Annotated in this window: 15 protein-coding genes; 12 read left to right on the plus strand and 3 right to left on the minus strand. The window is 72.6% G+C overall.

The genetic code is table 11. From position 1 onward, the window contains the following. Positions 1–97 precede the first annotated feature (97 nt). The 3 genes from ACFVZW_RS10390 to ACFVZW_RS10400 form a co-directional block, all read right to left on the minus strand. Complete coding sequence (locus ACFVZW_RS10390; RefSeq protein WP_384519389.1) at positions 98–325, minus strand: DUF3107 domain-containing protein; 228 nt, start codon at positions 323–325, stop codon at positions 98–100. A 153-nt stretch (positions 326–478) separates the two neighbouring features. Then, the gene (locus tag ACFVZW_RS10395; protein ID WP_384519391.1) at positions 479–1,138 is read right to left on the minus strand and encodes a TetR/AcrR family transcriptional regulator; all 660 of its coding nucleotides are present in this window, start codon (positions 1,136–1,138) and stop codon (positions 479–481) included. A gap of 147 nt (positions 1,139–1,285) precedes the next feature. After that, the gene (locus ACFVZW_RS10400) at positions 1,286–1,501 is read right to left on the minus strand and encodes a hypothetical protein (RefSeq protein WP_384519393.1); all 216 of its coding nucleotides are present in this window, start codon (positions 1,499–1,501) and stop codon (positions 1,286–1,288) included. A 134-nt stretch (positions 1,502–1,635) separates the two neighbouring features. Between ACFVZW_RS10400 and ACFVZW_RS10405 the strand changes: the two genes are divergently transcribed. From ACFVZW_RS10405 to moeZ, 12 genes are all read left to right on the plus strand, one after another. Further along, positions 1,636–2,622 (plus strand): alpha/beta fold hydrolase, encoded by a 987-nt coding sequence (locus tag ACFVZW_RS10405; protein WP_384519395.1) that lies wholly within the window; start codon positions 1,636–1,638, stop codon positions 2,620–2,622. An 8-nt stretch (positions 2,623–2,630) separates the two neighbouring features. Beyond that, complete coding sequence (locus tag ACFVZW_RS10410) at positions 2,631–4,037, plus strand: DUF3152 domain-containing protein (RefSeq protein ID WP_384519397.1); 1,407 nt, start codon at positions 2,631–2,633, stop codon at positions 4,035–4,037. Between the two features lie 112 nt (positions 4,038–4,149). Then, on the plus strand, positions 4,150–4,245 hold the full coding sequence (locus ACFVZW_RS10415; protein WP_384519399.1) for an Ms4533A family Cys-rich leader peptide: 96 nt from the start codon (positions 4,150–4,152) through the stop codon (positions 4,243–4,245). Between the two features lie 207 nt (positions 4,246–4,452). Continuing rightward, positions 4,453–6,183 carry an ABC transporter substrate-binding protein gene (locus ACFVZW_RS10420; protein WP_384519401.1) on the plus strand — a complete coding sequence of 577 codons (1,731 nt, stop codon included), beginning with the start codon at positions 4,453–4,455 and terminating at the stop codon, positions 6,181–6,183. Continuing rightward, positions 6,180–7,241: an ABC transporter permease gene (locus tag ACFVZW_RS10425; RefSeq protein WP_384519403.1), complete on the plus strand. Its 1,062-nt coding sequence runs from the start codon at positions 6,180–6,182 to the stop codon at positions 7,239–7,241. Before ACFVZW_RS10420 ends, ACFVZW_RS10425 begins: the two co-directional genes overlap by 4 nt. Next, positions 7,238–8,227, plus strand: a complete 990-nt coding sequence (locus tag ACFVZW_RS10430; protein WP_384519405.1) for an ABC transporter permease — start codon at positions 7,238–7,240, stop codon at positions 8,225–8,227. The genes ACFVZW_RS10425 and ACFVZW_RS10430 overlap by 4 nt, the downstream gene beginning before the upstream one ends. Beyond that, positions 8,224–9,825: a dipeptide ABC transporter ATP-binding protein gene (locus ACFVZW_RS10435; RefSeq protein WP_384519407.1), complete on the plus strand. Its 1,602-nt coding sequence runs from the start codon at positions 8,224–8,226 to the stop codon at positions 9,823–9,825. The genes ACFVZW_RS10430 and ACFVZW_RS10435 overlap by 4 nt, the downstream gene beginning before the upstream one ends. Before the next feature lie 189 nt (positions 9,826–10,014). After that, on the plus strand, positions 10,015–11,634 hold the full coding sequence (locus tag ACFVZW_RS10440) for a DUF3492 domain-containing protein (protein WP_384519409.1): 1,620 nt from the start codon (positions 10,015–10,017) through the stop codon (positions 11,632–11,634). A gap of 13 nt (positions 11,635–11,647) precedes the next feature. Continuing rightward, the gene (locus ACFVZW_RS10445; RefSeq protein ID WP_384519411.1) at positions 11,648–13,498 is read left to right on the plus strand and encodes a hypothetical protein; all 1,851 of its coding nucleotides are present in this window, start codon (positions 11,648–11,650) and stop codon (positions 13,496–13,498) included. 128 nt (positions 13,499–13,626) lie between these two features. Further along, complete coding sequence (locus tag ACFVZW_RS10450) at positions 13,627–14,595, plus strand: NAD-dependent epimerase/dehydratase family protein (RefSeq protein ID WP_384519413.1); 969 nt, start codon at positions 13,627–13,629, stop codon at positions 14,593–14,595. After that, the gene (locus ACFVZW_RS10455; RefSeq protein WP_384519415.1) at positions 14,583–15,332 is read left to right on the plus strand and encodes a spherulation-specific family 4 protein; all 750 of its coding nucleotides are present in this window, start codon (positions 14,583–14,585) and stop codon (positions 15,330–15,332) included. Before ACFVZW_RS10450 ends, ACFVZW_RS10455 begins: the two co-directional genes overlap by 13 nt. A gap of 63 nt (positions 15,333–15,395) precedes the next feature. Beyond that, positions 15,396–16,574 (plus strand): adenylyltransferase/sulfurtransferase MoeZ, encoded by a 1,179-nt coding sequence (gene moeZ / locus ACFVZW_RS10460; RefSeq protein ID WP_383556200.1) that lies wholly within the window; start codon positions 15,396–15,398, stop codon positions 16,572–16,574. Positions 16,575–16,686: the final 112 nt, after the last annotated feature.

Below are 16,686 nucleotides of genomic sequence, written 5' to 3' on the forward strand. Positions count from 1 at the left end.
GTGTTTGGCCCACGGGTGAGGCGGCGGCCGTGGCCAGGACGCACGGATGGGGCGGGGGATCGGATCCGCCGGGCCTTCCCCTGTTCGGCCGTACGTCTCAGAGCGCGCCGAAGCCGACGCGGCGGACCGCGGGCTCACCGATCTCCACGTACGCGATCTTCTCGGCCGGGATCAGGACCTTGCGGCCCTTGTCGTCCGTGAGGCTGAGCAGCTGCGCCTTGCCGGCCAGCGCGTCGGCCACGGCGCGCTCGACCTCCTCGGCGGACTGCCCGCTCTCCAGAACGATCTCCCGGGGTGCGTGCTGCACGCCGATCTTGACCTCCACGGCTATGTCCCTCCGAACGGTCAGCGTTGCGCGTCTCCCGCGCCGTACGCTGCACACATTAGCCCGGTGAGGGGACCCGCACGGCGCACCTGGCGAACGCCAGGAGCGAACAGTCGGGAGGGAATAGGCCGGACCGAGGGCCGGGAGCGGGGCTCAGCCGCCGTCGGTGATCGGCTGGCCGTCGCTCGGGTGCAGCGGGAAGCCCGCGATACCGCGCCAGGCCAGCGAGGTCAGCAGCGCCACCGCCTTGTCGCGGGGGATGGCGGACTCGCTGGAGAGCCAGTAGCGCGCCACGACCTGCGAGACGCCGCCCAGGCCCACGGCCAGCAGCATCGACTCGTCCTTGGACAGGTTGGTGTCCTCGGCGATCACGTCCGAGATCGCCTCGGCGCACTGGAGGCTGACCCGGTCCACGCGCTCGCGCACGGCCGGCTCGTTGGTCAGGTCGGACTCGAAGACGAGACGGAACGCGCCGCCCTCGTCCTCCACGTACGCGAAGTAGGCGTCCATCGTCGCCTCGACCCGGAGCTTGTTGTCCGTCGTCGACGCCAGCGCCGTGCGCACGGCCTGGAGGAGCGCCTCGCAGTGCTGGTCGAGCAGGGCCAGGTAGAGCTCGAGCTTGCCCGGAAAGTGCTGGTAGAGGACCGGCTTGCTGACGCCCGCCCGTTCGGCGATGTCGTCCATCGCGGCGGAGTGGTACCCCTGCGCGACGAACACCTCCTGGGCCGCACCCAGAAGCTGGTTCCGTCGGGCTCGGCGCGGCAGGCGCGTGCCCCGAGGGCGTGCTGCCTCTGTCTGCTCGATGGCTGTCACGCCGCCTCCCAAAAATCGATCCATGCGCGCTGTGGTGCCGCGCCCGCCATCGTACTTTTGGGTAACCCGGCTGTGCGCGGTGCGGACGCAGAATTTCACGGACCGGACGTCCGAGGCGACAGGCGATTCAACGTTAAACCGAACAAATCAGCGGTAGTCGTCTTCGTCCAAGGTGACGACCCGTGCCTGCTCGGACGCGTCCGCCGGGTTCGCGGAGTCCTGTTCGAGATGTGTGGGCCGGTCCTCCTCCTGCTGCTGGACATCCGTGTGCTGCTCGGCGGCGTCGGCCTCCGGGATTTCCTCGTCGAGCACTGCGACCTCTTCCTCGGCGAATGTGTCCGGCTCGGTCGGATCGACAGTCATGCGATTCCTTCCGGCATGCGGGTCCTCTCCGATGGCCCTCTCTTCGAGCGTAGGAGCACACCTGGCGCGGCGCACCCGTACCTGTGATGCCACACACACGCGCCGCCGCGTGATCGTCTCGTAATATTGCGGCCATGTCGTCGACCGAGCTGCCGGAAACCCGGACCGCTGCCGCACCGCCCGCGTCGCGAACCCGCGCCGTACGGGTGGCGGACGGCGAGGAGTTGCGGTCCGTCGCGCTGCCCGGGCTCACGCTGACCGTGCGCGCCCGCCCAGGTGACCGGCCGGGCCTCCCGCCCGCGCTCTACGTCCACGGGCTCGGCGGTTCCTCGCAGAACTGGTCGACCCTGATGCCGCTGCTCGCCGACCAGGTCGACGGCGAGGCCGTCGACCTTCCCGGCTTCGGGGACTCCCCGCCGCCCGACGACGGCAACTACTCGGTCACCGGACACGCCCGAGCGGTCATCCGATTTCTCGACGCCGCCGGCCGCGGACCGGTCCACCTGATCGGCAACTCGCTCGGCGGCGCCGTCTCCACCCGCGTCGCCGCGGTCCGACCCGACCTGGTCCGCACCCTCACCCTGGTCTCCCCGGCCCTGCCCGAGCTGCGCGCCCAGCGCACCGCCTGGCCGACCGTGATGCTCGCCGTGCCGGGCGTCGCGCCCCTGTTCTCCAAGCTGACCAGGGGCTGGACGCCGGAGCAGCGGGTCCGCGGGGTGCTCTCCCTCTGTTACGGAGACCCCGCCCGGGTCTCCGACGAGGGCTTCCGGCATGCCGTGGAGGAGATGGAGCGACGCCTGGAACTCCCGTACTTCTGGGACGCCATGGCCCGCTCCTCGCGTGGCATCGTCGACGCGTACACCCTCGGCGGTCAACACGGCCTGTGGCGGCAGGCGGAACGGGTGCTGGCGCCGACGCTGCTCATCTACGGTGGCCGTGACCAGCTGGTTTCGTACCGGATGGCGCGCAAGGCGGCCGCCGCGTTCCGCGGCTCGCGCCTCCTGACGCTCCCGGACGCCGGGCACGTGGCCATGATGGAGTACCCCGAGACGGTCGCGAAGGCCGTCCGGGAACTGATCGAAGCCGACGAAGACGGCACAGACGACAGCGGCGGGAGCTGATCCGGGGCGTGGGACGACATAGTCGGAAGGGCCCCGCGCCCGCTCCCCCCGTCGATACGGGGCGGCGCGAAGCGTCGGAGTCGGGGACGGGACGCCGAAGGCGCGCGCCGGGCCAGGAGGGGTACGCCCCACCGGTCCAGGGGCGGCAGAGTCCGTACGGGCAGGGCGGTTACGGCCGCCCCGGCGGCGCCGGACCGCAACAGGGCGCCGGGCAGACCGGCTACGCCCAGGGCACGTACGGGCAGGGCCCGCGCACCCAGGGCCAGGGCGCACAGGGCCCGCGCACCCAGGGCGGATACGGGCAGAGCGGGTACGGGCAGGGGGCGTACGGGCCCGGCGGCGGTCGGCCGGTCTGGGACACGCCGATGCACGGCACGCCGGTCTACACCGCACCCGACGACTCGGCGGTACGGGGCGGGCATCCCGAGCACACCGACACGCCGGCGCGGCCCCAGCGCTACATGGACTTCCAGGAGACGCCCCCGCCGGCCCGGGACGAGAGCGCCCCGCAGGCCCCCTTCATCCCGGGTCAGCGGCGCGAGTCCCGCCCCGAGGAGCTTCCCGAGGAACCGCCCGCCAAGACCGGCGGCAAGGGCCGGACCTTCACCGGCATCGCGGCCGCCGCCGTCACCACCGTCCTCGCCGTCGTCGTGGCCGGTCAGGTGACCGAACGGGACCCCGGCAGCCCGCTGGCCCACTCGGCCGACGGATCCGCCGACCGGGCCGTCGAGGAGGACGGCGCCTCGCGCTCCGACATCCGGCCGACACCCACGCAGGCCGCTCCGGCCGCGCCCAGCGCCCCCGCCGCCCCGCCCACGTACGAGCAGTTGATGTCACGGCAGTTCCCCATCGACCCCAAGCTCAAGGGCTCGGGTGAGTTCGAGGCCGTGGGCGGCTTCGACAAGGCGCCGGGCAAGGGGAAGAAGATCCGCTACCGGGTCGACGTCGAGAAGGGGCTCGGACTCGACGCGGCGCTCTTCGCGCAGGCCGTGCAGAAGACCCTCAACGACCAGCGGAGCTGGGCCGGACAGGGCGAGATGACCTTCGAGCGGATCTCCAGCGGGGAACCGCAGTTCGTGATCACCCTCGCCAGTCCCGGTACCACCGGCGTCTGGTGCGCGAAGTCCGACCTGGACACCACCGTCGACAATGTCTCCTGCGACTCCGCGTCCACCTCCCGGGTGATGATCAACGCGTTCCGCTGGGCGCAGGGCTCGGAGACCTTCGGCCCCAAGGCGATGTTCGCCTATCGGCAGATGCTCATCAACCACGAGGTCGGACACCGGCTCGGACACGACCACGTGTCCTGCCGTACGCCCGGCGCCCTCGCCCCCGTGATGCAGCAGCAGACCAAGTCCCTGGACATCGACGGCATCAAGTGCCGCCCCAACCCCTGGGTGCATCCCGGGAGTTGAGACTCCGTCCGCATGTCCGGACCCGTCGACGGTGCCCGCATCGCGAGACGGGTGTCTCGAATTCACTGACGACGCGTTGACATCGGTCGCGCGTTCGTAGATATTTCTCGGCATGTCGCACCGTCACGTCACCTTCGAGCGCGCCGCCATTGAGCTGGCGCTCATCGGCGTGACCGGACACGCCGTGTCCGACATTCTCTGTAGCTGACTCCGCCCGAGCGCGCGTCGGCCCTTCTCCTCCTTCTCGGACTCTGCCGCCGCATTTCCGCGCCCGGGCTCTCATCCGCTCGCAGGCGCGGCTTTCACCTATTCACCGGGGTAATCCCTCTCGTCGCCGCTGCCCGCGTGCGGAAATTCCGCATTCCCTTCTGCGCCGCGACACGCGGTATCGGCATTCATCCGAGAGGTCTTTCCCATGCGTCAACCGTCCGTCATTTCGCGCCGCCTGGCAGCGGCCGCCATCGGTCTCGTCCTGGCCTCGGGCGTCGTCGCCTGCGCCGGCCCCCAGGGCGGATCGGGCGACAAGGCCGCCGGTGGCGCGAGCGAGGGCGCGCCGCGCAAGGGCGGCACCCTGACCGTCCTCAACGCCGATGCGCAGTCCGACTTCGACCCCGCCCGCCTCTACACCTCCGGCGGCGGCAACGTTCCCTCCCTCGTCTTCCGTACGCTCACCACCCGCAACCGCGAGGCGGGCGCCGCCGGTACCCAGGTCGTCCCCGACCTCGCCACCGACATCGGCCGCCCCAACAAGGACGCCACCGAGTGGACGTACACGCTGAAGGACGGCCTGAAGTTCGAGGACGGCACGCCGATCACCAGCGCCGACGTCAAGTACGGCATCGAGCGCTCCTTCGCGGCCGAACTCTCCGGCGGCGCACCGTACTTGCGTGACTGGCTGGTCGGCGGCGACAGCTACCAGGGCCCGTACAAGGACAAGAAGGGCCTCGCCTCGATCGTCACGCCCGACGCGAAGACGATCGTCTTCAAGCTGAGGAAGCCCGAGGGCGAGTTCCCGTTCCTCGCCACCCAGACCCAGTTCGCCCCGGTCCCCAAGGCCAAGGACACCGGCGCGAAGTACGAGGAGCACCCGGTCTCCTCCGGCCCGTACAAGGTCGTCACGAACAAGAACGACGGCGAGCACCTCGTCCTCGAACGCAACGAGCACTGGGACCCCAAGACCGACGAGGAGCGCAAGGCGTACCCCGACAAGATCGACGTCAGGTCGGGTCTGGACGAGGCCGTGATCAACCAGCGCCTGTCCACCTCCTCGGGCACCGACGCCGCCGCCCTCACCACCGACACCAACCTCGGCCCGGCCGAGCTCGCCCAGATCGGCTCCGACAAGGAGCTCGCCGCCCGCGTCGGCACCGGCCACTTCGGCTTCACCAACTACATCGCGTTCAACCCGAAGGTGAAGCCCTTCGACGACATCAAGGTGCGCCAGGCGATCTCGTACGCGATCAACCGCACCAGCGTCGTCAACGCGGCCGGCGGCTCCGCGCTCGCCGAGCCCGCCACCACCTTCCTGCCCGAGCAGAAGGCCTTCGGCTTCACGCCCTACGACCACTTCCCGGCGGGCAAGACCGGTGACCCGGCCAAGGCCAAGGAGCTCCTGAAGGAAGCCGGCTACCCCAACGGCCTCACCGTCACGCTGCTGCACTCCACCGCGCAGAACCGCACCACCAGCCCCGAGATCGCCACCGCCGTCCAGGAGGCCCTCGGCAAGGCCGGCATCACCGTGAAGCTCGACGGCCAGGAGCCCAACTCCTTCAACGAGAAGCGCTGGAGCGTCAAGGACGCGCCCGGCTTCTTCCTCTCCCGCTGGGGCGCCGACTGGCCCGCCGGCGGCCCGTTCCTCGCGCCGATCTTCGACGGGCGCCAGATCGTCACCAACGGCTCCAACTACAACCACGCGCAGCTGAACGACCCGGCGGTCAACAAGGAGATCGACGAGATCAACAAGCTGGCCGACCTCAAGGCCGCCGCCGCCCGCTGGGGCGCGCTCGACAAGAAGATCGGCGAGCAGGCGCTCGACGTGCCGCTCTTCCACCCCGTCTACAAGCAGCTCGTCGGCAAGGACGTCAAGAACGTCGTCATCAGCGACTGGACCGGCGTCCTCGACATCTCGCAGGTCGCGGTCAAGTGACCGCGCTGACCGAAGCGACGGTGCCCGTGGCGGAGATCCCCGCCACGGGCGCCGCCCGGCAGGTCTGGCGGCGCCTGCGCACCCGCCCCTCGGCGCTCGTCGCCGCCGGAGTCCTCGCCCTCCTCGTCCTCCTCGCGGCCGCCGCGCCGCTCCTCGCCGCGCTGGCCGGCCAGGACGCCACCACGTACCACGACGACCTCGTCGACTCGGCCCGCGGCGGGGTCCCGCTCGGCTCCTTCGGCGGGATCAGCTCCGACCACTGGCTCGGCGTCGAACCGGGCACCGGCCGCGACCTGTTCGTACGGCTCCTGTACGGCGCCCGGATCTCCCTCCTCGTCGCCGTCGGCGCGACCGTCCTCCAGGTGCTCATCGGGCTCGTGATCGGCCTGGCCGCCGGACTCGGCAACCGTGCCGTAGACGCCGTCCTCGGCCGTCTGACCGATGTCCTGGTCGCGCTGCCGATGCTCGTCCTCGCCATCGCCCTGACCGCCGTCGTCCCCCCGGACTTCCCGCGCCCGCTGCTGCTGGTCCTCGTGATCGGCGTCCTCGGCTGGGGCGGTACGTCCAAGATCGTGCGGGCGCAGACCCTCACCCTCAAGAGCCTGGACTTCGTGGCCGCGGCGCGGCTCGCGGGCTCCGGCCGTTGGCGGGTGGCGCGACGCGAGCTGGTCCCCTCGCTCGCCGCGCCCGTCATCACCTACGCGGCGATCCTCGTGCCCGTGAACATGGTCGTCGAGGCCTCGCTCTCCTTCCTCGGTGTCGGGGTGAAGCCGCCGACGCCGTCGTGGGGACAGATGCTGTCGACCGCGCAGACCTGGTTCCGCGCCGACCCGACGTACGTACTGCTGCCCGCCGGAATGCTCTTCGTGACCGTGCTCGCCTTCACGGTGCTCGGGGACGCGGTGCGCGCGGCCCTCGACCCGCGCGAGGCGAGCCGTCTCGGCGTCGGCGCGCGCAAGGACTCGCGCAAGGACTCGCGCAAGGACTCGCGCAAGGACTCGCGTACGGGCACGCGCGAAGACCCGCGTACGGGAACCCGCAAGGAGACGTCCTCATGACGCGCTTCGTCCTCAAACGGCTCGCGGGGGCCGCGCTCGTCCTCCTCGCGCTGTCCGTCCTCGTCTACGCGCTCTTCTACCTCGCACCGGGCGACCCCGCCCGGCTCGCCTGCGGCGAACGCTGCAGCCCGCAGCAGGTGGCGCAGGTGCGCGAGCAACTCGGCCTGAACCAGAGCGTCCTCGCGCAGTACGGCCAGTTCCTCCAAGGCGTCCTCGCCGGCCGCGACTACAGCACCGGCACCTCCGTGCTCCACTGCGACGCGCCCTGCCTCGGCCTGTCGTACCAGACCGACCAGCAGGTCACCCAGCTCATCCTGGAGCGGCTGCCCGCCACCGCCTCGCTCGCCCTGGGCGCGATGGTGATCTGGCTCGTCGTCGGCGTCGGTACCGGGCTGCTCTCCGCGCTGCGCCGCGGCGGCCTCACGGAGCGCACGCTGACCGTGCTGACCCTCGCCGGGACCGGCATGCCCGTCTTCATCCTCGGGCTGCTCCTGCTGATGGCGGTCTGCGCGTATCTGCAATGGCTGCCGTTCCCGACGTACGTGCCGCTCGGCGAGGACCCCGAGCAGTGGGCGTGGAACATGCTCCTGCCCTGGATCACCCTCGGCTTCTTCGAGTCCGCCAAGTATGCGCGGCTGACCAGGAGTTCCACCCTCGAGACGCTCGCGGAGGACCACATCCGCACCTTCCGGGCGTACGGCGTGGGCGAGCGGACGGTCGTCGGGCGGCACGCGCTGCGCGGCGCCGTGCCGCCGGTGATCGCGCTCAGCGCGGTCGACCTCGGCTCGATGTTCGGCGGGGCGGTGCTCACCGAGTCCCTCTTCGGCATCCCCGGGCTCGGCAAGACCCTCATCGACGGGGTGCGGGAGATCGACCTGCCGGTGGTGGTGGGTGTCGTGATGGTGATCGGCACGGCCGTGGTGCTGGCGAACGTGATCGCCGACCTGCTGTACGCAGCCGCCGACCGAAGGGTGGTACTGACATGAGCGCGCTGGTGGAGGTAGACGGCCTCACGGTGGAGTTCGACGAGACGGTACGGGCCGTGGACGGCCTGTCGTTCACGCTGGGCGCGGGCCGTGCGCTGGCCCTGGTCGGCGAGTCCGGCAGCGGCAAGTCCACGGTCGCCGGCGCGCTCCTCGGGCTGCACCGGGGGACGGGCGCACGAGTGGAGGGGACGGTCGCGGTCGGCGGGATCGACGTCGGCCGCGCCTCCGCCGCCGAACTGCGCGCGCTGCGGGGCGGGGTGGCGGCGATGGTCTTCCAGGACCCGCTGTCGTCCCTCGATCCGTACCTCGCCGTCGGTGACCAGATCGCCGAGGTGTACCGGATCCACCACCCGGGATCCAGAAGGGCCGCCCGCGCCCGCGCCGTCGAGGTCCTGGACCGCGTCGGCATCCCCGACGCCGCGCGCCGCTCCCGCTCCCGCCCGCACGAGTTCAGCGGCGGCATGCGCCAGCGCGCGCTCATCGCGATGGCGCTCGCCTGCGAGCCGCGGCTCCTGATCGCCGACGAACCGACCACCGCGCTCGACGTCACCGTCCAGGCCCAGATCCTCGACCTGCTGCACGAACTGCGGCGCGAGACGGGCATGGGCCTGCTGCTCGTCACCCACGACGTGGGCGTGGCGGCGGAGAGCGTCGACGAGGTGCTCGTCATGCGGGCGGGGCGCGAGGTCGAACGCGGCCCGGTCCGCGAGAGCCTCGCCGCACCCTCGGAGCCGTACACCCGGACCCTGCTCGGCGCGGTGCCACGCCTCGACGGGCCCCTGCGCGAGCGGCCGCGGGCGGCGGGCGAACCGCTGCTCGAAGCGGTCGGGCTGCGGCGGGAGTTCGGGCGCCGGAAGGGGCGCGTCACCGCCGTCGACGGCGTGTCGCTCAGCGTGCGGGCGGGGGAGACCCTGGGGATCGTGGGCGAGTCCGGCAGCGGCAAGACGACGCTCGGCCGGATGCTGGTGGGGCTGCTCGATCCGACCGGCGGCCGGCTCCGATACGAGGGCGAGGAGCTCGGGAGCCTCTCGCGGGAGCTGCAGATGGTGTTCCAGGACCCCGTCTCCTCGCTCAACCCGCGCCGCTCGATCGGCGAGTCCGTCGCGGACCCGTTGCGCGCGGCGGGTGACCGCGACGACACCCGGATCCGGTCCCGGGTACGGGAGTTGCTCGACCGCGTCGGTCTCGACCCCGACCGCTACGACGCCTATCCGCACGAGTTCAGCGGCGGGCAGCGCCAGCGCGTCGGCATCGCCCGCGCGCTGGCCGCCGAACCGAAGGTGATCGTCTGCGACGAACCCGTCTCCGCGCTCGACGTGACCACCCAGGCACAGGTCACCGCGCTCCTCGCGGAGCTCCAGCGCGAACTCGGGCTCGCCCTGGTCTTCATCGCCCATGACCTGGCCGTGGTACGGCAGGTCAGCGACCGGGTCGCGGTCATGCGGCGCGGCCGGATCGTCGAGCAGGGCGCGGTCGAGGAGGTGTACGGATCGCCCCGGGATCCGTACACGAGGCAGCTGCTCGCCGCCGTCCCGTCCCTCGACCCCGTCCTCGCGACGGCGCGCCGCGAACGGCGCCAGGAGCTGGCCGCAGCCTGACTCTCCGTATGCGCGACGCCCCGTAGCGCGACGGAACGCGACCGGGGTGGGAAAGTTACGTGCATTCACCCCTTCCGGTGGCGCGACGGACAACCGTCCATCGCGCCACCGGTATATCCGCTTACGTTCTTCCCGCTGCGAGTCGCCGGGCCACGGCGCCGCAAGGCAAGGGAGATCGGGGGTGTGCTCATGCGGATCGGACTGCTGACGGAGGGTGGATACCCGTTCGCCACGGGTGAGTCCAGGCTCTGGTGCGACCGGCTCGTGCGCGGGCTCGCGCCGCACGACTTCGACCTGTACGCCCTCAGTCGCAGCGCCCGGCAGGAGGAGGCCGGCTGGGTCGACCTGCCCCCGCAGGTCCGGCGCGTCCGCACGGCCCCGCTCTGGGCGCCCGAGGACGACGGACACACCTACGGCCGGCGCGAACGCCGCGCCTTCGCCGGCCACTTCGGAGCGCTCGCGACCGGCGTCTGTACCGAGGACGACGCGTTGGCCGCGCGCGTCTTCGCCGACGGGCTCTACGGACTGGCCGAACTCGCCCGCGAGCGCGGGGGTCTCTACGCGGCCCTCCGCTCCGAACTCGCGGTCCGCACCCTGGAGTCCGCCTGCCGCGCCCCCGGCGCACGCCGGGGCGTGGCGAATGCCACCGTGCCCGACTACCTCGCCTTCGTCGACCAGCTGGAGCGCGCCCTGCGCCCGCTGTCGCTCGACTGGTACGGCGAGGACGGGCTCGGCGCGGTCGACCTCTGCCACGCCGCGTCCGGCGGATCGGCGGCGCTTCCCGGCTTGTTGGCCAAACGCTTCTTCGGCACTCCGCTGCTGGTCACCGAGTACGGCGTACACCTGCGCGCGCACTACCTCGCCGCCACCGACGGACCGCTGTCCGCGCCCGTGCGCGCTCTGCTCGCCGCCTTCCACGGCCGGCTCGCCGCCGAGGTCTACCGGCAGGCCGCGCTCCTCACCCCCGGCAACACGCACGCGCGCCGCTGGCAGGAGAAGTGCGGGGCCGACCGGGCCAGACTGCGCACGGTCTACCCGGGCATGGAGTCCGAGCGGTTCACCGAGGTCGGCGAGGACGAGGAGAGCGGCGACCCGGCGACCCTCGTCTGGGTCGGCCGCGTCGAACCCGCCAAGGACCTGATCGCGCTGCTGCACGCCTTCGCCGAGGTGCGCAAGGCCCAGCCCGACGTCCGGCTGCGGATCGTCGCGGCCCCGGTGCGCGAGTCCGGCGCCGAGGCGTACCTCGCGCACTGCCGGGCGCTCGCGGCGCAGCTCTTCCCCGACGAGGCCGCCGGGGCGCACGACGTCGGCGAGAACCCGGTCACCTTCGAGGAGATCGGCGGACCGGAGGCGCCGACGCTCGCCGAGGCGTACGCGGCGGGCGCGGTCGTGGTCCTCTCCAGCGTCGTCGAGGGCTTCCCGATCAGCCTCGTCGAGGCGATGTTCTGCGCGAGGGCGACGGTCTCGACGGACGTGGGCGCGGTCGTCGAGGTCATCGGAGGCACCGGTCTCGTCGTGCCCCCGCGCAATCCCCGGGCGCTCGCGGACGCGTGCCTCGCGCTGCTGCGCGACCCCGAGCGCCGCTACCGCCTGGGCGCCGCGGCCCGCGCCCGCGCGCTCGAACTCTTCACCGTCGAGCAGAACCTCGCGGCATTTCGCGGCATCTACCTCGAACTCCTCTCCCACGCGCCCGTGCGCCGCCATGCCGCCGAGGGCGTCCCCTTCGCCCACCCGGCGGAGGCGTACGTCCCCGGGACCTGGGCGGACCAGCCCGTGACCGCCGCCGTCGCGGGAGACCCCGATGCCTGAAGGAGGCACCCCCATGCGCGGCCCCGCCGCCTCGGACTCCCACGCCGAGGCGCTCCTCGAGACGACGGCGCTGACCGTGGCCGTGACGGTCTCCGTGAAGACCGACGGGCAGCAGCCGGTGGCGACCCCCGGATGGGGCCGCCGGACCCGGCCGGGGACGACCGACACCGCCCCCACGGGCCCGCTCGGACACGTCGGGCCGGGGACGGGCACCACCGTGCCCGGCGCGAGGCCCGCCACGGCGGAGCCCGGGAACCCCTCCCGGGGCGCCACGGACCTCGACCTGCGCTCGGCGGGCGGCCGGGCCGAGGAGATGCGCGGGGCGCGGCGCGCACCACGTGACACGGACGAGGCACCGCTCTCCCGCGCATGGCCGGAATCGGCGACGATGCCCCCGCCCGGGGCGCCGCAGGGCCCGCACCCGAAGGCCGCGCCGGCCCGGCCCGACAGCCGGAACGCGGGAGACGCCCCGCACAGACGGACCGCGCACGAGCCTCCGCCCGCGCCGGCCCGGCAGGCCGGGGACGCGCCACACCGTCAGACCCCGCCCGGCGGGGGGCACGTGCCTGGCCCGCCCGGCGCAAGTGGCACGTTGCACGGCCAGAGCCTGCCCTGGGCCGCGTCCGCGCAGGCCGCGCCGAAAGCCGAAGCCCCGCCGGCCCGGCAGGCCGAGGAGGACTCGCCCTACCAGCAGGTCTCGCCCGGCGCGCCGGACGCGCCCGGTCCGCTCGGTGCCGTACCCCACCCGCAGGGTGCGCCGCGCTCGTATGCCGCCCCCGGCGTCGAAGCCACAGAGGCGGCACCGGCGCCCGTTGCCAAGAGTCAGCGGCGGCGGTCCGCCGATCCTGTCAAGGCGCTCATGCACCGGCACCGGGAGCTGTGCGAGCGGGCCGTCGATCCGTTGGAGATCGCCGCCGGGCTCGAGGCACACGGAGTCACCGACAGGACCGCGGCGCGGTTCCGGCATCGGGACGTGTTCTCGCTCGCCGAGGAGCTGTACGCGCGCGTGCCCCGGCAGAACGGGGCGCCCCCGCGTCCCCTGACCGAGGGCGAGACGCGCTCCGGGTGGGCCGGGTGGACCGTGGCCGCCCTCGCTCCCGGCGCCGCCACCGCCCTCACCGTCATCGGACTCGCACTCACCGAAGGGCCCGTGCGCCTCGCCGTCGGCGCGGCCGGGGCCCTCGGCCTGGCCGCCGCACTCGCCGTCGCCGTCCGGCGCGGCCCGCTGCGCGCCGCCGGCCGCACCGTCCCCGCCGCCCGCGTCTGGACCCTCTGGCTCCTCGCGTACGCGGTCGGCGGGGACGGCCTTCTCCAGCAGGTGCTCACCGGCGGACCCGACGGCGCCTGGGACATCACACCCCAGCCCCTCCTCGGTCTCGCCCTCGCCGTCCCCCCGGCCGCCTGGTGCGCCCGGTTCTTCGCCGCCAGGGCCCGCCGCCGGCTCACCGCAAGCCGGGGCCTGGAGGACTTCGCCGCCGGCACCCGCCCCCTGCTCCTGGCCACCGTCGCCCTCCATCTGACCGCCCTCGCGGGCCTGCTGGGCCTGACCGGCTTCGCGCCCGGCGCCCTCGCCCTCGGCGCTCTCCTCCTGCTCGCCCGGCTCCTCACCGTCCACGGGTTCCCCGAGACCGCCGCGAGCGGCCTCGCCGCCGCCTGCGCCGCCGAGGCGCTCGCCGTCGCGAGCGTCCTGGCGGGCCGCATGCCCGGCTGCGACCTCCTCGCCGTCCCGGTCCGCGCCCTCGTCGACACCTGGGGCCCCGGCGCCGTACCCACCCTCGTCTGCGGCGCCGCGGCGCTCGGCCTGCTGGCCCACGCCACCGCCGCCCTCTCCCGGGCCTCGGCCCACGCCCCCACCGGCACCTGAACCCCCGGCGCATCCGCGGAGCCGACGCCGCGGGCGCACCCACCCCGCAGGACCCCATCCCAAGGAGACGAAAGAGACATGACCTCCCAACCCCCAGCAACGGCCGGTCGGCACGAAGGGGCCGCACGATGAGGGTGCTGCTGCTCGGAGCCAATGGATTCCTCGGCCGCTTCGTCGCCGACCGGCTGCTCGCCGACCCGGCCGTGCACCTCACCGCACTCGGGCGGGGCGACGACGCCGACGTACGGTTCGACCTCGCCGGCGGCAGCCCCGGCGCCCTGACCCGGTTCCTGGACGCCGTCCACCCCGGAGTCGTCGTCAACTGCGCCGGCGCCACCCGCGGCGGCGCCCGCGAACTGACCCGGCACAACACCGTCGCCGTCGCGACCGTCTGCGAGGCCCTGCGCCGCAGCGGCTGCGGCGCCCGGCTCGTCCAGGTCGGCTGTGCCTCGGAGTACGGGCCGAGCCAGCCCGGATCCTCCACCGCCGAGGACGCCGTCCCCCGCCCCGGCGGCCCCTACGGGGTGTCGAAGCTGGCGGCGACCGAACTCGTCCTCGGGTCGGGGCTCGACGCCGTGGTGCTCCGGGTGTTCTCGCCGGTGGGCCCCGGCACCCCCGCCGGTTCCCCCCTCGGCCGTCTCGCCGAGGCCATGCGCCGCGCCATGCAGGCAGGCGACGGCGAGCTCAAGCTCAGTGGCCTCGGCGTGCAGCGCGACTTCGTCGACGTACGGGACGTGGCCCGTGCCGTCCACGCGGCCTCGCTCTCCGCGGCGCAGGGCGTTGTCAACATCGGCACCGGCCGCGCGGTCAGGCTGCGCGACGCCGCCGCCGTGCTGGCCCGCGTCGCCGGATACGCCGGCACCCTGCACGAACTCGACGGCCCGCACGGCCCGCCCCAGCGACCCGTCATCGGCGCCCCCCGCACCGAGACCATCGCCGAACAGCTGGCCGCCGCGCCGTACCCGTACCCCGACGGCTGCGGCACCTGGCAGCAGGCCGACGTCCGCACCGCACGCGACCGGCTCGGCTGGCGCCCCAGGATCAACCTGGAGGAGTCGCTCGCCGACATCTGGATGGAGGCGGCATGTCGCATCTGACCACCAGCACGACCGGGGCCGTACAGACGGCGGAGCTGGGCTTCGGGGTCCCCGGCTACGCCCACCCGCTGCTCGCCCCCGTCGAATGGGCCGAACTGACCCGCCCCGGCACCCCTCTGCACTGGGCCGTGCTCAACGTCGCCGGGGGGCCGGGGGACCGGCCCGACCCGCACTGCCTGGAGGCGTCCGGCCGGCTGCGGAACGCGGGGATCCGGGTCCTCGGGCATCTGGACCTCCGCCATGGCTCACGCGAGTTCGGCGAGATCGTCTCGGACGCCCACCGCTTCCTCGACTGGTACAAGGTCGACGGCTTCTACCTGGACCGATGCCCCACCGACCGGGTCGACCTGCCCGAGGTGCGGCGCGTCACGGCCACCCTGGAGGCGGTCCTCGACGGCGAGGCCCACCTCGTACTCGGCCATGGCACGCACCCGTACCCGGGCTACGCCGAGACGGCCGACCAGCTGGTCACCTTCTCCGGGCCGTGGACGGACTACCGCTGGTCGCAGGTGGCCGAGTGGACCGCCGAGTACCCGCCGGAGAAGTTCGTCCACCTCGTCCACGGGGTGCCGCGCAGTCACCTGGACGAGGCGATGCGGATCGCCCGCTGGCAGGGAGCGGGAACGATCTTCTTCACGGACCACGCGGACCGTGCGGGACAAAGCGACCCATTCCAAACTCTGCCCGGCTACTGGGACGAAATCGTCTCGCGCATTGGACCGGGTGTCTCGGAATGAGAAGGGCCGTGGCAGTGTTACGGGGAGAACAACCGTACTGACATACCGACCAACGGAGCCCCCGTGTCGCTGCCACCCCTGGTCGAGCCGGCTGCCGAGCTCACCGTAGACGAGGTCCGCAGGTACTCCCGCCACCTGATCATCCCGGATGTCGGGATGGACGGGCAGAAGCGGCTGAAGAACGCCAAGGTGCTCTGTGTGGGCGCCGGTGGCCTCGGTTCGCCGGCCCTGATGTACCTGGCCGCGGCCGGTGTGGGCACGCTCGGCATCGTGGAGTTCGACGAGGTCGACGAGTCGAACCTGCAGCGCCAGATCATCCACAGCCAGGCGGACATCGGCCGCTCCAAGGCGGAGTCCGCCAAGGACTCGGTGCTCGGCATCAACCCGTACGTGAACGTGATCCTCCACGAAGAGCGGCTCGAGGCCGAGAACGTGATGGACATCTTCAGCCAGTACGACCTGATCGTCGACGGCACGGACAACTTCGCCACGCGTTACCTCGTCAACGACGCATGCGTGCTGCTGAACAAGCCGTACGTCTGGGGCTCGATCTACCGCTTCGACGGCCAGGCCTCCGTCTTCTGGTCCGAGTACGGCCCCTGCTACCGCTGCCTCTACCCGGAGCCCCCGCCGCCGGGCATGGTCCCGTCCTGCGCCGAGGGCGGCGTCCTGGGCGTGCTCTGCGCGTCCATCGGCTCCATCCAGGTCACCGAGGCGATCAAGGTCCTGGCCGGCGTGGGCGACCCGCTGGTCGGCCGACTGATGATCTACGACGCCCTGGAGATGCAGTACCGCCAGGTGAAGGTCCGCAAGGACCCGAACTGCGCGGTCTGCGGCGAGAACCCGACCGTCACCGAGCTCATCGACTACGAGGCCTTCTGCGGCGTCGTGTCCGAGGAGGCCCAGGAGGCGGCGCTCGGCTCGACGATCACTCCCAAGCAGCTCAAGGAGTGGATCGACGAGGGCGAGAACATCGACATCATCGATGTCCGGGAGATCAACGAGTACGAGATCGTCTCGATTCCCGGCGCACGGCTGATCCCGAAGAACGAGTTCCTGATGGGCAACGCCCTCCAGGACCTCCCGCAGGACAAGCGGATCGTCCTGCACTGCAAGACGGGTGTCCGCAGTGCGGAAGTCCTCGCCGTGCTCAAGTCCGCGGGCTTCGCGGACGCGGTGCACGTCGGCGGCGGCGTCATCGGCTGGGTGAACCAGATCGAGCCCGAGAAGCCGGTCTACTAGACCCGCGCAGGAGTATGAGAAGGGGGGGGGGGTGGTGTGTTTTTAGTGCCGGGATGTCTAGCGGACGGGGGGGGGGGGGCGGGGGCCCGCGCGGGCGCGGGGGGGGGGGGGG

Source organism: Streptomyces sp. NPDC059567 (genome assembly GCF_042735655.1).
Classification (GTDB): Bacteria; Actinomycetota; Actinomycetes; order Streptomycetales; family Streptomycetaceae; genus Streptomyces.

What these genes read in the sequence shown, in the direction of transcription:
- ACFVZW_RS10420 (WP_384519401.1), top strand. Translation starts at nt 4,453, where the DNA reads ATGCGTCAACCGTCCGTCATTTCGCGCCGCCTGGCAGCGGCCGCCATC.
- ACFVZW_RS10435 (WP_384519407.1), top strand. Translation starts at nt 8,224, where the DNA reads ATGAGCGCGCTGGTGGAGGTAGACGGCCTCACGGTGGAGTTCGACGAG.
- ACFVZW_RS10440 (WP_384519409.1), top strand. Translation starts at nt 10,015, where the DNA reads ATGCGGATCGGACTGCTGACGGAGGGTGGATACCCGTTCGCCACGGGT.
- ACFVZW_RS10455 (WP_384519415.1), top strand. Translation starts at nt 14,583, where the DNA reads ATGTCGCATCTGACCACCAGCACGACCGGGGCCGTACAGACGGCGGAG.
- ACFVZW_RS10400 (WP_384519393.1), bottom strand. Translation starts at nt 1,501, where the DNA reads ATGACTGTCGATCCGACCGAGCCGGACACATTCGCCGAGGAAGAGGTC.
- ACFVZW_RS10415 (WP_384519399.1), top strand. Translation starts at nt 4,150, where the DNA reads ATGTCGCACCGTCACGTCACCTTCGAGCGCGCCGCCATTGAGCTGGCG.
- ACFVZW_RS10430 (WP_384519405.1), top strand. Translation starts at nt 7,238, where the DNA reads ATGACGCGCTTCGTCCTCAAACGGCTCGCGGGGGCCGCGCTCGTCCTC.
- ACFVZW_RS10450 (WP_384519413.1), top strand. Translation starts at nt 13,627, where the DNA reads ATGAGGGTGCTGCTGCTCGGAGCCAATGGATTCCTCGGCCGCTTCGTC.
- ACFVZW_RS10405 (WP_384519395.1), top strand. Translation starts at nt 1,636, where the DNA reads ATGTCGTCGACCGAGCTGCCGGAAACCCGGACCGCTGCCGCACCGCCC.
- ACFVZW_RS10445 (WP_384519411.1), top strand. Translation starts at nt 11,648, where the DNA reads ATGCGCGGCCCCGCCGCCTCGGACTCCCACGCCGAGGCGCTCCTCGAG.